The organism is Desulfobacter sp., assembly GCF_050177295.1.
Genome location: NZ_JBFXHE010000064.1, coordinates 1 through 15,200, shown reverse-complemented (window position 1 = coordinate 15,200; position 15,200 = coordinate 1). Strand labels below are relative to the sequence as shown.

The window sequence follows — 15,200 nt, the reverse complement described above, 5'->3', positions numbered from 1 at the left end:
GTATCGGCCCAGCCGGGCAGACGCTCCTGATTGTAAGAATACAAAATGCTGGAAATGCCTTCATAAATCAAAGCATTCCCCCCGGGACCGCTGCTGCCGCCGGCAAGAATTCTTGCAAAGGAGGTTTTGCCCACGCCTGATGGCCCGAAAACAGCATTAAACCCTGGTGCGGCCATGGAAAAATTCAGATTTTCCAGGACTGGTTTGTCCGCCTCCGGGTAAGTGAAGGTCAGGCCCCTGCACTCAAAACGCATATCCTTCTCCAATGGATCATTTAAATAGGCTAATCCATACCGGGTCTGGCAGTAAAAATCAACTTTAAAGGGAGATTTGATCAGGTCAACCGCCCGGGCCTAGGAAAAAGCAAATGCGAATTGGGAACCGCATAAATTCTTTGCACAAAAATCTGTCTTCATGTATCATAATTTAAACTTATATGGTCTTAAAGGTCCGCACGATTTTTCGTTAATCCTCATTTTGCAGTATGTTGCAGTGGGTTCTCTTGTACCCGTTCGAGCGGACGTATACAAATCCATTCACATGTATAAAGATTAGGTTCATGATAAATTCAACAGATAAATTTAAGTCTGTCAGCAGCCTCATCGGCAGGGACGATGCCAAAGCCCGGATACACTCGATTTTTGAAGAAATCGGCCGTGGAGAGGGAAAAATCCTTCTGGTTCCAGGGCACTCCGGTACCGGGAAGACCTCCTTGGTCCAATGGCTTGCAAAACCGGTTAGGTTGGAAAACGGCCTGTTCGTGACGGGCAAGTTCAATCAGTATCACCAAAACACACCCTACTATGCCGTGGGTCAGGCGTTGAGCGCCCTGTGGCATAAGATATATCCCCTCATTGATACAGACCCCGGGCTGGAGGCCCGGCTGCGGGAAGCGCTCGGCGACCTGGGTTTTCTGCTGAGCAGTCTGATCCCGGAAATCAAGACGCTCTTTGGGGAAGTCCCCCGGTCCGAGGAGATCAGTTACGTTGAGGCCAGGCACCGCTTTACAACGCTGATCCGGAATTTTTTGAAAACCGTCTGCCTGCCGGAACATCCGGTAGTGGTATTTATCGACGACTGGCAGTGGGCGGACTCCGCCTCCCTTGAACTGCTCCGGGCACTCGGCGGGAAAAACAGGATTCGCTACTTCCTCCTCATCGCCTCCTTTCGGGACGAAGAGGTGGACGCCACCCATCCCCTAAGCCCGGTCATTGCCGATCTCAACCGCAGAACCGCCCCGCCGGAGGTACTTGAGGTCAAGGGCCTTAAGGCTCCGGCCGTCAAAAAGCTGATCGAAGACGCCCTGGAGGCGCCACTTGCACGGCCGGAGGCGTTTATCGACGAAATTATCGGGATTACCCGGGGCAACCCGTTTCATATCAAAACGCTGATCTCCTTCCTATACGACGAGGGAGCGCTTCGTTTGGATCCCGGCGACCGGTTGTGGCACTGGCACCTGGAACCAGACAGGCCCCGGGCCATTGTCGATCTGTTCGCCCGGCGTATTTCCCGTCTCGAACCCGAAAGCCGGGAACTCATCTCCATGGCCGCCTGCATTGGTAATTTTTTTGACCTTGATACATTGGGCCTCATCAGTCATCTGTCCGGCCCTAAGTGCCGGGAGCGCCTAACCCCTCTGTTAGAGGATGGGCTGGTGCTGGTACCCGGGAATGAAAACCAAGCGGCGTCCCCGGTGCCCGGGACTTCATTTATGTTCCTGCATGACAAGGTGCGGCAGGCCGCTTACCTCATGATTGATGCAGACAAACGGCCTGGGCTCCACCTTGAAATTGGCCGGCTGCTGCTTGCCGGCCTTACACCGGATGAAACCGGTAACCGCCTTTTTGAAATTCTGGAACATCTCAACGCCGGCGGAGCCCTGATCTGCGAGCCGGCAGAGCTTGGGCAAATGGTTGACCTGAACATGGCGGCATCGTCGCGGGCGAAAGCAGCTACGGCCTTCACGGCCATGCTGGGCTTCAACCGGGCTGCCTTCAACTTCGCGGCACGGACGGCCGGGGGAATGGAAGCCTTTTGGCGCACCGACCATCCCAGGGCCCTGGCCCTTCACCGCAACCTTGCGGAGAGCGAATTCTTGGAAGGCGACCGGAAACGGGCGGAAGGGCTTATCCGGGACGCCCTGGCCTTTACGACATCAAGCATTGAGCGGGCCGACACCCTTAACATCCTGATCATCCAGTATACGCTGCTGGCACGGTATAAAGACGCCATCTCAGCCGGGCGGAAGGCATTGGCTGAATTTGATATCTTTTTGCCGGAACACGATTTCGAACGCTTCCGGGATCAGGAAATTGACGAAATTCGGGAAAAGCTTTCCGGACAAGCCATACCGGATCTGTATGAACTTCCCCTGATGACGGACCCCGAAATGCTTACGGCGATAAGACTTCTGATTACCCTGGGACCGCCTTGTTACAGAACCCACCAGCGATTGTGGAGCGTAATCGTCCCAAAGGTGGTGAACCTCACCCTGACCTTTGGCCACGTTCCGCAAATCGGCTACAGCCACACGGCATTTGGCGGCCTGCTGTGCTGGGTCAACGGGGATTACCGGACAGCCAAAGCGTTCGGGGATCTGGCCGAACGCATCATGAACGCGCAATTCGGTTTCCCTTCAGACCAAAGCGTTTTTTATCTCATGATCGGCAGCTCCATCCGGCACTGGTTCAATCCCCTGCCTGCCGTAAGCGAGGACTATATCCGGGCCTTTGAGGAGGGCCGGCGGTCCGGCAACCTTCAATACGCCGCTTACGGGTTCGGGCACAACATGTACTGCCGGTTTTTCCAGGGGATGGCCCTTGGCGAACTGATTGCCGACACCGAGCGTTCGCTGTCCTTCAGCAGGAGCCGGATGAACCATTGGGCCGTCGACTTGCTTGAAGGCGGTCTTCTCATCTTTGAATCGCTGTCTGATCCCGGCACTGTCCCGGACCGGACATCCCTGGATGATCATCGTTACCTTAATCGGGTCGAAACCAATCAAAATAGTCAGGTGCTGTGCATTTACAAGATCTTCAAGTCATTTTACCACATGCTTTTAGAAGATTATCCCCGGGCCCTTTCCCTGGCCAAAGACGCGGACACCCTGCTGTATACGGTCGGTACCCAGGGCCTGCTGCCCTGGGCCGAGCATGTGTTTATCCGATTTCTCATCCTGTCGGGAATGCCCCGGGATAAAGAGGCGCGTGTTCAGCCGGCAAAGATGGCACAGCTCCGTGATATCCTGCGCCAGCTTGGCGTCTGGTCCGAATGCTGTCCTGAAAACTACACCCATAAACGTTACCTGGCAGCAGCCGAGATCGACAGGATGGAAGGCCGGACAGATACGGCGATCCTGCACTACGACCGGGCTGTCGCGGCTGCACGGGAGAACGGATTCGTCCAGTGGGAAGGCATTGCCAACGAACGGGCTGCCCGGTTCTGGGATAGCCTTGGAAACGGGCACCTGGCCCAGGCGTACTGGCAGCAGGCCTATGCCTGTTTTCATATCTGGGGCGCATCTGCCAAACTCACTTTGATGGAAAACGCCTTCCGGGGACGGCTTGGAACGTGGTATACCGCCCAAGGGCCAAAAGTCTCGGGCCAGAAACGTTTCTGCCAACGGCATATTGAGCTGCTCAAGGAGCGTGCCTCAGCCAGGCAGGAGCTGGAGAAACAGCAGTCCGCCTCAAAGATCACGGAAGAACTTGCCGATGCCGTCAACCGACTCCGGATCGAATCTGCGGAACGGCGTCAGGCAGAAGCTGAATTGAAAAAAACCATGGAAGAAAACAGACGCTACATTTTTCAATTGGAGCAGAAGAACAGAGAGCTGGACGAATTCACCTACATCGCCAGCCATGACCTCCAGGAACCGCTGAGGAAAATGATCGCTTTTTCAAAGCTGCTGGTCAAGGATGTGGGGCCGGATTTGAACGAACAGGCGGACAAGGATATCTCCTACATCATTGATGCGGCCCAGAGAATGGAAGTCCTGATCCAGGACCTGCTGCAGCTTTCCAGAACCGGGCGCGAGGCGATTCCCCTGGAGACCGTCTGTCTCAACCAATGCCTGGACGAGGTTGCGGCCATGATGCAGTCCAAGTTCGAGGAGACCGGCGCCATCCTGGTCCGGACCGACCTGCCCGAGGTGCGGGGTGACAAAACACTGCTTTCCCTTGTATTCCAGAATCTGATCCAGAACGCCCTCAAGTTCAACGACAAGTACACGCCGGTGATCGAGGCGACCTGCGTCTGCAACGGCGGCAGCCTGGTGTTCGGAATCAGGGACAACGGCATCGGCATCAAACCCCAGTACGCCCGGCAGATCTTTCAACCCTTCAAACGGCTTCACGGGCGTTTTGAATACCCGGGAACAGGCATCGGCCTTGCCATCTGCAAGAAGGCGATCGAGCGCCACGGGGGGGAGATCTGGGTGGACTCCGTTTTCGGGGAATTTGCCCATTTTCAATTCACGCTCAATATAAAATAAGGAGATTTACCATGAGGCATAAAAAGGCTGCTGTCATCCTTCTGGCCGAAGACGATCCGGCAGACCAGGAGCTGACCCGGCGGGCCCTTAAAGAGGGAAAAATTGAAAACGAACTTCACATTGTAAATGATGGGGAAGAGGCCCTGGACTACCTTTACCAAAGGGATCGTTATGCAGACCCTTCCCACTCTCCGAGGCCGGATATCCTGCTCCTGGATCTCAACATGCCTAAAATCGACGGCCACCAGGTCCTGGAGCAGCTCCACGGAGACCCGAGGTTCAAATACATTCGGATCATCGTGCTGACGACATCCTGCCAGGAAAGGGATATCCTGCAAAGCTACGGCCTGGGTGTCAGCTCCTACATCACCAAACCGGTGGATCCGGATCAGTTCTTCAGGGCAGTGGGCACCTTGAAGGAGTATTGGTTTCAGATTGTAAAATTGCCGCCCAGGTGACCCCGGATCTTTTGAGACGGACCATCCACAGCGCCCTATAGCGGTTCAGGGCCGCCGAGGAGCGGGCGGTCCTGGAAAAACAGCTCCAGGAGGCCCAGAAGATGAAAACCCTCGGGATCCTTGCCGGCGGCATCGCCCACGACTTCAACAACCTGCTGATGGCCATTATGGGATATGCGGATTTTGCAAAAATGAAATCCTACGGCCAGGAGGTCGAAGCGGACCTGGACAACATCATCGCAATCAGTAAGCAAATGGCGAACCTGGTCAAGCAGCTTCTCTCCTTCAGCCGCCGGGAAAAGGATAAGATGGAGTTGATTGAATTTGGGCCGGGGCGTGATTGTTCCGATTTTGTCCAAAAAATCGGAATTTATAATTCCTATAAAATTATAAACAGGAACTACGACTTCCTTTTATTCCCCTTCATCCTCCAGCCTTCAACCTGCCCCGCTTTTTATAACGATAATGATATGCTTAAAAATCGATTTGTTAGAAATAAATACGTTTAATCCACCCCGTGGCACCCATCCTGCAGAATCCCCCCGTGCTTTTAAATGTGATTACCGCAAAGGTGAAACCCCATGGACATGGCCTCCCAAATCCACCAAACCCGCAAAGCATTCCCGGATCTTTACCACACCATGCCCTGGCTCTCACCCGGGGGGGCCAGGGCGGCCGAAGCCCTGCGCGGGGAACTGCTTGATGAGATATCCACCCATACCCGGGCCCGGTGGGAATTTGCCGGAACCAAACTGTATACCCATGCCATCTCCCCGGGCTGTGCCCTGTGCGGACAAGGCACCTGGTCATGCCTGTTCATAAACGGCATCTGCAATGCCCGATGTTTTTACTGTCCATCGGAACAAAAAGACCCGGGCCCGCCAATGACAAGCTCAATTGAATTTGAACAGCCCAAAGACTATGCCGACTATGTCAAAAAATTTGGTATCCGGGGCGTGGCATTCAGCGGCGGAGAACCCATGATCCGCTTTGACCGGCTCACCTGTTTTTTAGACATCCTTGGCCGGGATGTGCCTGATCTTTCCCATATATGGATGTATACCAACGGCACCCTGGTCACCACAGACCGGCTGAAAACCCTTAGGGACAAAGGTCTTAAGGAAATCCGTTTTGATTTGCCAGCCGTGGACTACACCCTGGACAACCTGAAAAAAGCCGTGGGAATCATTCCCATTGTCACGGTTGAAATGCCGGCTATCCCCGAGGATCTGGAGAGGACAAAACCCCTTTTAAAAGAACTTTCCGGCCTTGGGGTCAATTTTCTCAACCTTCACCAGATCCGGTGCACCCATTTCAACCTGCCAAAACTGATCAGCCGCGGTTACACCTTTTTGCACGGTTCCGGAGTGGCTGTCCTTGAAACCGAGCTTGCGGCCCTGGAACTCATCCGGCACAGCCTAAAGAATGACATTGATCTGCCTATAAATTACTGCGCATTCACCTATCGCCAGCAGTTCCAGAAAGCTGCGGCAAGGAAACGAAATGCAGATCTTATCAGAAATACATGGGAAGACATCACCGCCACCGGGTTTATCCGGACCATGACCCTTTCAGGAGACCCGAACCAGACCGGAACAGTTTCAAGATACCTTGAAACAAAAGGTAAAAAAGGAAGGGACTGGATTGCTGGCAAAAATTGCAACAGCATTACCATTCCCCAAAGCCTGTGGCCTAAGGGGCTGGATCTTTCGGCTTTGGAGCTGATCGTGAAATACCATTCCACAGCTTTGCGTGCTGCCCCGTCAATGCGCTACCCGCATATACCAGTCCAGTTGAATAAAGACAGCCAGGTCACGATTGAAAAAGATAACCAGCACCCTGGTATTCAAATTGCCGGCCCGCAAATTCCAGGGTTTGCGGAAAAATTTTTATTCCCCGATGAAGCATATTCCAATCCGGTGCAATCCGGTCTGGATCCCGTACTTGAAGAAAAAATTTGCAGTTTTGAAAATTTTTCCCCGGGCCTTGCTCCCTATTTTTAATAGCCGGATCGGCTCCGGGGGTGAATTTTTTGTGCACCTTGACAAAAACCGGATGCCTGCTCTAATGTATGCCTGACTCGGGGGGTCTCACAACAGGCGGAATACAAACAATTTTGCCTGCCCGTATCTGTTGACCATTACAACCTGGTGGAAAAATGCCTTCTAAATTCAGGATTAATCTTGAGGCAGTGGAATATTATCTGAGAACTGTCCAGAAAAATTTCGAACATATTAACGACAGTCTGGATATGCGCCGGGAACCCATGCGGGATGAAATTGTCGAAAACATGCTTGCAGGCTACCGTTACATCAACAACCTGCTTGACCAGAATTTAAGCCTGGTGGAACAGACCGGGCTCCACCATTTCCTTGAACTTAACCATATTGTCCTGTGCGGGGAGGATTTAGAAACAAGAAAGGATTTTCAGCAGCACATCCTGGCGACAAGCGACCGGTTTTACGGCCAGAAGGAATTCTGCATCAAGGACCTGCGTTCCTGGGCAAAGGATCATAAGCATGTTCCAGCCTGGAAGCGCGCCGCCGGCATGTATATTCTCCATGTCAGCCAGCCCCAGCTCTTTTTTGAAGGCAACCACCGGACCGGCGCACTTCTGATGAGCCATATTCTTGTCCGCAGCGGCAAGCCCCCCTTTGTTCTGACCGTGGACAATGCCAAGGCATATTTTGACCCCTCAAGCCTTGCCAAAGCCACCAAAAAGGACCTGGTCGGTAAATTATACAAATTGCCGAAAATCAAAAAAAACTTTGCAAAGTTTCTTGAAGCCCAGGCCAACCCAGAATTGCTGCTCCATCCTTCATGACACCTGCAGCCAGCCAGGGTACTCAAAAACCTGCCCGGGCGCATTTTCAGACCCGATCTTCTTGACTTACACTCCCCTCATGAAATCTTAACAAAATCATAACATTGGGATAGTAGTAATACTGATCATGTTGATTCTTTACCAAAAGTATAGTTTAAAACGTTAACAACAGGAGAAACAGATGAAACTCAAGTCTTTACTCAATGGTGCTTTATCCGCTGCTGTTGCAGCATCCTTCATGATTGCGGGCTCCGCAACTGCAGGTGAAACCAAAATCACCGGTGCCGGCGCCAGCTTTCCCGCACCAATTTACAGCGAATGGTTTAAAGATCTTGCCCAAAAAACCAATGGCGAAATCAAAGTGGACTACCAGTCCATCGGTTCCGGTTCCGGCATCAAAAACTTCATTGCCCACACCGTTGATTTCGGCGCCAGTGATGCAGCCATGAAGCAGAGCGAAATTGACCAGGTGCCCGAGGGTGTTCAGTTGCTGCCCATGACCGCAGGTGAAATTGTGATTGCCTACAACCTGCCCGGCGTTGAGGGCCTCAAACTGCCCCGGGACGTATATCCTGAAATTTTCCTGGGCAAAATCACCAAATGGAATGACGCCAAAATCGCTGATGCCAACCCCGGCGTAGCCCTGCCCGACACCCCCATCACCGTTGTTGTCCGTTCTGATAAATCCGGAACGACCTTTGGCTTCACCGGTCACTTAAGCGCCATTTCCTCTGAGTTCAAATCCACTGTTGGCCAGGACAAAATGGTTCAATGGCCCGGCACCAACATGGTCAAAGGCAAAAAGAACGACGGTGTATCTTCCGCCATCCGCCAGACCCCGGGCGCCATCGGTTACACCGAATACGGATATGCCAAGCTGAACGGACTTCCCACGGCATGTCTGGAAAACAAAGCCGGCAAATTTGTATGCCCCGGACCTGAAGGCGGCGCTGCCGCCCTTGCCAACGCTGTCCTGCCCGAAAACATGATCGTGTTCATCGACGATCCCGCAGGTGATGCATCCTATCCCATAGCAACCTTTACCTGGATGCTGTTCTACAAAAAGAACAAAGATGCGGAAACAGCGGCAGCCCTTCGCAAAATGGTTGAATACTGCCTGGATGAAGGCCAGAAAATTGCTGACAAAGCCGGTTATATTCCCCTTCCTGATAGTGTTGTAGAGAAAGTTAGAGCCGCTTCTAAGAACATTCAGTAAAAACGATCTTCTTTCCTGATCAGGGGCACTTCCCTTTAAAGGGGGAGTGCCCTGTTTCTTATCCGGAGACTTAAAAAATGGCTGACAATGAATTTTCGGGTAATGCCGGTGGCAGGACATTATCCAAACCGCCCACCCCGGGCGACATTTTTTTTGATAAATCATTCAGGTTTTTAACCCGGGCTTTTACCTGGAGCACCATTTTTCTGCTGGCGCTCATCGTCTATAAAATCGGCGGAAAAGCGTTGCCGGTATTTCCTGAGCTGGGTTTTAAATTTCTGTTCACCGCTGCCTGGGATTCAGGCGAAGACCTGTACGGACTTCTTCCCCAGATATGGGGAACACTCTACAGTTCATTTCTTGCCCTCATTATTGGCGGTTTTTTCGGAATCACCATTGCAATATTCATTACCCAGGATTTTCTTCCCTATAAAGTTGAATTTGCATTAAAAAATATAATTGAACTGCTCGCCGCCATCCCAAGCGTTGTTTACGGGCTGTGGGGCATTTATGTTCTGGTGCCGCTGATCCGTCCTTTAGCCAATTTTTTACATGAATACCTGGGCTGGATTCCCTTTTTTTCCACCCGGCTTTCGGGCCTGGGCCTTCTTCCGGCAGTTCTGGTTCTGTCCGTCATGATCCTGCCCACAGTTGCGGCCATTTCCCAGGACGCCTTCAAAGCCATACCCCATAAAACCAAGGAAGCTGCCTTTGGCATGGGCACCACCCGCTGGGAAGCCATCCTGCGCGTTATGCTGCCCACGGCATCCGGCGGTATTTTCGGTGCGCTTGTACTGGGGTTCGGCCGGGCCCTTGGTGAAACCATGGCCCTTGCCATGCTTGTCGGCAGTATGCCCACACTTACCCTGTCCATTTTTTCTCCGGCAGATACCATTGCCGCTCTTCTGGCCAACACCTTCCCGGAAGCAGATGTCGGGCTTGAAACCGGCGCGCTGATGTATGCGGCCTGTGTGCTCTTGCTGATTACCCTGATCGTTAATATTGCAGGTGCTGTCATTATTGCCAAGGCAACACCGGGAGGAGATAGGAGATGAGTCGGGACAACCTTCAATTACCGCGGCTGGAACGCCAGCCCATGGAGCCAAGAGCGCTTAAATCAATCGTTTTAAGCACCATCACCGTTATTTGCGCAGTCACAGCATGTATCCCGTTATTCTCGGTTCTTATCATGCTGATATTCCGGGGCGGTAAACGATTGACCCTTGAACTGTTTTACACCCTGCCCCCGGGTGCCTTTGACGCCCCTGGTGCGGGCGGTTTCGGCAATGCCATCGTGGGCACTGCCTTTATGGTGGGGATTGCCGGTTTGATCAGTATCCCGTTTGGCATCCTGGCAGCGGTGTCCCTGGCAGAACTTGACCCCCACAGCAAAATTTCCGAAATTGCCAGATTCTGCGCAAAAACCATGACCGGCCTGCCGTCTATTATTGCCGGCGTTTTTGCCTACGCCATCGTTGTCCTTGTCATGGGCCATTATTCTGCATGGGCCGGAGGCGTCGCCCTTTCCCTGCTGATGATCCCCACCGTCATGCTCACGGCTGAGGAAGCCATTAAAATGGTACCCAACCCCATGCGCGAAGCAGCCTACGGCATGGGATGCACCCCTGCCCAAAGCCTGCTCAAGGTTATTTTGCCCGTTGCCATGCCGGGCATCATAACCGGTGTTGTCCTTGCCGTGGCCAGGGCTGCCGGAGAAACGGCACCCTTGCTGTTCACAGCCCTTTTTTCAGAAAGCTGGCTTTCTCCCAACGGTCCCACGGCATCTTTGGCCGTACTGATCTACAACTGGTCATCCAGCCCCTATGAAAATCTCATTGAACTGGCCTGGGCCGCATCGCTGATCCTTGTTGTGCTGGTATTTGTCCTCAACATTGTCAGCCGCAGCATGGGTGGTAAAACCAAACTGTAATTTTAGATCATGAATAAGGGAGTATAAACGCTCATGGAAGCATTAAAAGAAGTTGATGCAAACGAAACCTATGAAAACGATCTGCCGGCTGACGTTGCACTGGATTGTAAAGCACATCAGATTTTTTACAGCGATTTCCTTGCTGTCCGGGACAGCCACGTACCCATAAAAAGAAACCAGATCACCGGCTTTATCGGACCCTCCGGGTGCGGTAAAAGTACGGTGCTGAAAAGTATCAACCGCATGAATGACCTGATCCGGGGATTCCGGTTTGTGGGTGATGTACACTTCCACGGCATCAATATCTACGATAAAAATATTGATCCCGTATCTGTACGCCGGAACATCGGCATGGTGTTCCAGCAGCCCAACCCGTTTTCAATGTCCATCTTTGACAACGTGGCCTTTGGCCTGCGCTTGAACCGGTATAAAGGGAACATGCACGAAAAGGTTGAAAAGGCCCTTAGAAGTGCAGCCCTGTGGAAAGAGGTAAAGGACAAACTTAAAAACAACGGCCTGTCCCTTTCCGGGGGCCAGCAGCAGCGTCTGTGCATTGCAAGGGCCATTGCCACGGAACCCCGTGTTCTTCTCATGGACGAACCCTGCTCCGCCCTGGACCCCATTGCCACCCGCCAGATCGAAGAGCTGATGGTGGAACTGAAAAAACAGTTCACCGTGGCCATCGTAACCCACAATATGCAGCAGGCTGTCCGTGTGGCTGACCAGACAGCTTTCTTTTCCGTGGACATCTCCAAGGGCGGCCGTACCGGATACCTTGTTGAGATGGGTCCCACCAAAGAACTGTTTGAAAATCCCCAGGAAGAACTGACCAAAGAGTACCTGCACGGCGAATTCTCCTGATCCGATGCCCGGTGCACAATTCAGCGTACCCCCCCCCCTGGAAAAGATGCTTGCCCAGAGGGGGGGGGGGTAGTTTTGGCTAGCTTGAAAATACGTTTAGAAAAGGATTGTATCTGGTTCGTTTTTGAAATAATTTCAAACAGATAGGATTATATCAGAAATAGGACCCCCAAACGCGGCATTCGCCTTAAATCATATGCCATTAATAATATTCATAGCTTGTTTCAGATTCTTTTTTATTTCATCCATATCACCCTCATTCAAAGAGAGACAAGTATTGATTGCTTTCATCAAAGTTTCAATCCGTTCCAGAGATATGACGAAAAAACATCCTTGTGATTGAAAACGAGATTTTACGCCCTCATCACTTGTCCATTCTATCTTCTTTTCCTTCGCTAATTTGTTAACATAAGCATTCACTTCTTTGTCCAACTCTGCCGGGATCTGTAAGAAGGCTGAATTATTTTTCAGTTGTGGGTGTTCACCTTCAGCACTAACTTTATTGTTGGCATCAACATACAGTTTATTCGGATTGGTTTGGGTCATTATTCCTCCTGAAGTTTCTTTAACGGCCACATAACAACTTTATTTCCCAGTGACAGCAGGTAGATAGGTTTATTGCGACGGAGTTTAACCCTCTGTCAATAGAATTGAGAATTGTTATGCGTCATCAATTGCTTGTATGTCATCCTCGGAAACAAGATGAAGATGAGTTTTACCATCATCCAAAAATAAAAAAATAACCAGATCTGCTTAATTGTAAAAGAGAATCAATATTGACTTTATTAACATTATCTGGAAAGGCTTGCAAATCTTTTTCCTCAATTTAACACATAGTTGCCCAAGCACGGGCAGAAGCATTGTCGGGTGATAACCGATAAATCACAGGTCATTGGGTTTGGAAATATAGGTTGGCATATAATAACGCCTACAATATAATATGCTATGCGAAATTCTTCAAAATAAGGTGACTGCCGACGCAAAAATTTATATTTTTACAGGCCGGTATATGCTGGCCTGTCCATTTCAGGTAAAAGCCGTTTCACCTTTTGTGAGAGGTTTTTATCGGTTAAAGGAGGTCCAACATTATGAATCAGAATGAACGTATCTGCCATGAAAAAACGCCCCAAGGCATTCAAACGGCCCTTGACACCCTGGCGATGCGCAAGCCTGCGTTATCCTCACTTGTCTCTGCATTTGGTCCGGTGCTGGTGGCAAAAGCCGGATTGACGGCACGTCTGTCTGAAAACGAGGTAAACAAACCGGAGCTGCCCGACTCTGATTGGGCCCGGTTTTCTAAAGGGGTGCATTTGTTTGCCATCACAGGTCTTATGGATTTCCATCAGGAGTTTAAACAGGCAGCCCACATGATTCTGCCGCCCATTGCAGAGGCCTTTCCAAGCATCCGGTCGGACATTGACGCAATTAGACGCAACATTGCGGACAACAGCCTTGATGCCGGGGACTGCGTCCAGGCGTTTGTGAAGAACTACACTCGAAACATAGCCGCATTTGCTGCCCGGGCAGGCACCAGGCCTGACATATTCAGGTTTGCCCTGGCCCAGATTGCCGAACCGTTCAAGGAGATTCAGGCCCGGGCCTTCGCCCCTCTGATAGAGGACCATCAGTGGCCGCACGGACACTGCCCGATGTGCGGATCATTCCCGGCTGTGGCAGGGCTCATCGGAGAAGGGGAGGAACGCTGGCTGCAGTGTTCTGTATGCGCCCATGAATGGTGCTTCAGGCGTCACACCTGCCCCCGGTGCGAAAATAAGGACCAGAACTATCTTGAATATTTTTTCGACCAGGACAGCCCTGTCAAGGACGGAGAAGGGGTGAGCGTCTGCAAGGTATGCAACACCTATCTTTTGACCATAGACCTGCGTAAGTATATTGATCCGGTGAACATGGATGTTGCGGCCATGGGTATGACCGGACTGGATATCCAGGCCCGGGAAAAGGGGTATTCGCCACAGGCTGAAATGCTCTGGAATTTAATGGAATAGCACGTTTTGGAATCTGTTCTGTTCCTTAATCACCTCAACCGCAACTTTTGCTTTGAATTTTCCGCTGTAATTCTTTCTCATGGATCTCCTTTGTCTGGTGAAAATCGGACCGGCTTTTAGCACGTCAAGTGTCTCTTAGCAACCGGTTCAAATTTCGGGGTCCATTATAGGTTGCACTGGCTAACAAAAATCAAAAAGGACTTACGAAAAATAACCGTACGTAAGTCCTTTATTTTTATGGTTGGCACGAGCGGACTTGAACCGCTGACTTCTACCGTGTCGATCTGATTATGGCCTTTTTTATAATTATCTGATTTTCTCATTTTTGGAGCAATAGCCTTTATTTATAGGTATTTCAAGCTTTCATATTTTTTGTTGTATTGTGTTATTTTTTACTGTTTTTTATTAAACTGGGCACATTTTGGGCACAGGTTTCAACATTTGAAAATATCAAGATCAGGGAAGCCAGTGTTATCCGGAAGCCCCATTGCTGTGAATGGGCAACAATCAATAGATGGCTTAGAATTGATCAACGACGAGACCGACTTTAACCAATGGGAACTGGGACCGATTTTTTTAACCAAAAACCACATGATGCAAATAATTCCATACATCCTTGTCATGGCTCTTTCATCAAGGGCCAATTTGTCAAAATAAGGTATCTGAAAAACAGGAAGAGCATTATTCGATGATTGGTTCCATATTCTTGAATGGTGGGCACATCTGTTCCTTAAAATATTAATTTCATGCAACCATGTTTCTAAAATTTTCTCATTTGATATGCCCAACCGAAAGCAAATTTTCCTTTGATATTTTGCTCTGAGCATGGAGTAATATTTTGATAAGTTTCCAAAATCCCAACTTTCTACAGCGACCCAAAAAGGTATCTCTTTCTTTTCGATTTTATGCCACTTGATACAATCTTCTTTGCTTCTGGCAATAAGCTCTTGCTGTTTTGTGCTCCATTCCCCCCAAAGGTTTCTATTCTTATTGGCTTTTCTGTCTTTCCAGGTTTTAAGTTTTTGGGGATTTATAAATGCATCATTCTGGTATGCAAGAGGATCATGATACCCCATCTCATGAGCGACGACAGATCGTATATGGATTTCTATCCTTTCAATGGCGTCCAGCATCATGAGTCGAAGTTTTTTGTCAAATAAATAAAGCTCAACAATTTGATTAAAGTCAACACCGGCCTGAAAGCTATCTTCACGAATAGGTTGCTTAGTCCCTGGGTGCAACATGCCAGCACCAGCACCATCTTTTTTCACCTCCCTGCAAGGGAACCAGAAACCACTTAACCGGTAATATCCTATTTGGGATAGTTTCCGTTCAGCACGTTCTCTATCAGGTATAATCATCCCTCTATCTTCAAGGATATCAACTAATTGTGAATAACTTTTATGTGGTTTT

Annotated in this window: 12 protein-coding genes and 1 pseudogene; 10 read left to right on the top strand and 3 right to left on the bottom strand. The window is 50.4% G+C overall.

Annotated elements, in window-relative coordinates; genetic code table 11:
- Positions 1-254 (bottom strand): annotated as a pseudogene (locus AB7U36_RS07120) (nitrate ABC transporter ATP-binding protein); the annotation flags it as partial.
- 305 nt (positions 255-559) lie between these two features.
- On the opposite strand from AB7U36_RS07120, the gene AB7U36_RS07115 reads away from it, so the two are divergent.
- The 9 genes from AB7U36_RS07115 to pstB all read left to right on the top strand — a co-directional run bounded on the left by AB7U36_RS07115 (position 560) and on the right by pstB (position 11,781).
- Positions 560-4,492 carry an AAA family ATPase gene (locus AB7U36_RS07115; RefSeq protein WP_428159098.1) on the top strand — a complete coding sequence of 1,311 codons (3,933 nt, stop codon included), beginning with the start codon at positions 560-562 and terminating at the stop codon, positions 4,490-4,492.
- Between the two features lie 11 nt (positions 4,493-4,503).
- Positions 4,504-4,950, top strand: coding sequence for a response regulator (locus AB7U36_RS07110; protein WP_428159097.1), 447 nt, complete (start codon positions 4,504-4,506; stop codon positions 4,948-4,950).
- Between the two features lie 101 nt (positions 4,951-5,051).
- Positions 5,052-5,459: a histidine kinase dimerization/phospho-acceptor domain-containing protein gene (locus tag AB7U36_RS07105; protein WP_428159096.1), complete on the top strand. Its 408-nt coding sequence runs from the start codon at positions 5,052-5,054 to the stop codon at positions 5,457-5,459.
- 72 nt (positions 5,460-5,531) lie between these two features.
- Complete coding sequence (locus tag AB7U36_RS07100) at positions 5,532-6,953, top strand: radical SAM protein (protein ID WP_428159095.1); 1,422 nt, start codon at positions 5,532-5,534, stop codon at positions 6,951-6,953.
- A 155-nt stretch (positions 6,954-7,108) separates the two neighbouring features.
- Positions 7,109-7,774, top strand: a complete 666-nt coding sequence (locus tag AB7U36_RS07095; protein WP_428159094.1) for a hypothetical protein — start codon at positions 7,109-7,111, stop codon at positions 7,772-7,774.
- Between the two features lie 181 nt (positions 7,775-7,955).
- Positions 7,956-8,990, top strand: coding sequence for a phosphate ABC transporter substrate-binding protein PstS (pstS, locus tag AB7U36_RS07090; protein ID WP_428159093.1), 1,035 nt, complete (start codon positions 7,956-7,958; stop codon positions 8,988-8,990).
- A 77-nt stretch (positions 8,991-9,067) separates the two neighbouring features.
- Complete coding sequence (gene pstC / locus AB7U36_RS07085) at positions 9,068-10,045, top strand: phosphate ABC transporter permease subunit PstC (protein ID WP_428159092.1); 978 nt, start codon at positions 9,068-9,070, stop codon at positions 10,043-10,045.
- Positions 10,042-10,920 carry a phosphate ABC transporter permease PstA gene (gene pstA / locus AB7U36_RS07080; RefSeq protein ID WP_428159091.1) on the top strand — a complete coding sequence of 293 codons (879 nt, stop codon included), beginning with the start codon at positions 10,042-10,044 and terminating at the stop codon, positions 10,918-10,920. Before pstC ends, pstA begins: the two co-directional genes overlap by 4 nt.
- Positions 10,921-10,953: 33 nt before the next feature.
- Positions 10,954-11,781, top strand: coding sequence for a phosphate ABC transporter ATP-binding protein PstB (gene pstB / locus AB7U36_RS07075; RefSeq protein ID WP_428159090.1), 828 nt, complete (start codon positions 10,954-10,956; stop codon positions 11,779-11,781).
- Between the two features lie 192 nt (positions 11,782-11,973).
- Here pstB and AB7U36_RS07070 read toward each other — a convergent pair whose 3' ends face one another.
- Entirely contained in the window at positions 11,974-12,327 is a 354-nt protein-coding gene (locus tag AB7U36_RS07070; RefSeq protein ID WP_428159089.1) for a hypothetical protein, read from the bottom strand.
- Positions 12,328-12,869: 542 nt separating this feature from the next.
- On the opposite strand from AB7U36_RS07070, the gene AB7U36_RS07065 reads away from it, so the two are divergent.
- Positions 12,870-13,787 carry a formate dehydrogenase accessory protein FdhE gene (locus AB7U36_RS07065; RefSeq protein ID WP_428159088.1) on the top strand — a complete coding sequence of 306 codons (918 nt, stop codon included), beginning with the start codon at positions 12,870-12,872 and terminating at the stop codon, positions 13,785-13,787.
- A gap of 434 nt (positions 13,788-14,221) precedes the next feature.
- Here the strand turns inward: AB7U36_RS07065 and AB7U36_RS07060 are convergent.
- Positions 14,222-15,200 (bottom strand): Abi family protein (locus tag AB7U36_RS07060; RefSeq protein WP_428159087.1); only part of this gene is annotated, 979 nt, incomplete at its 5' end.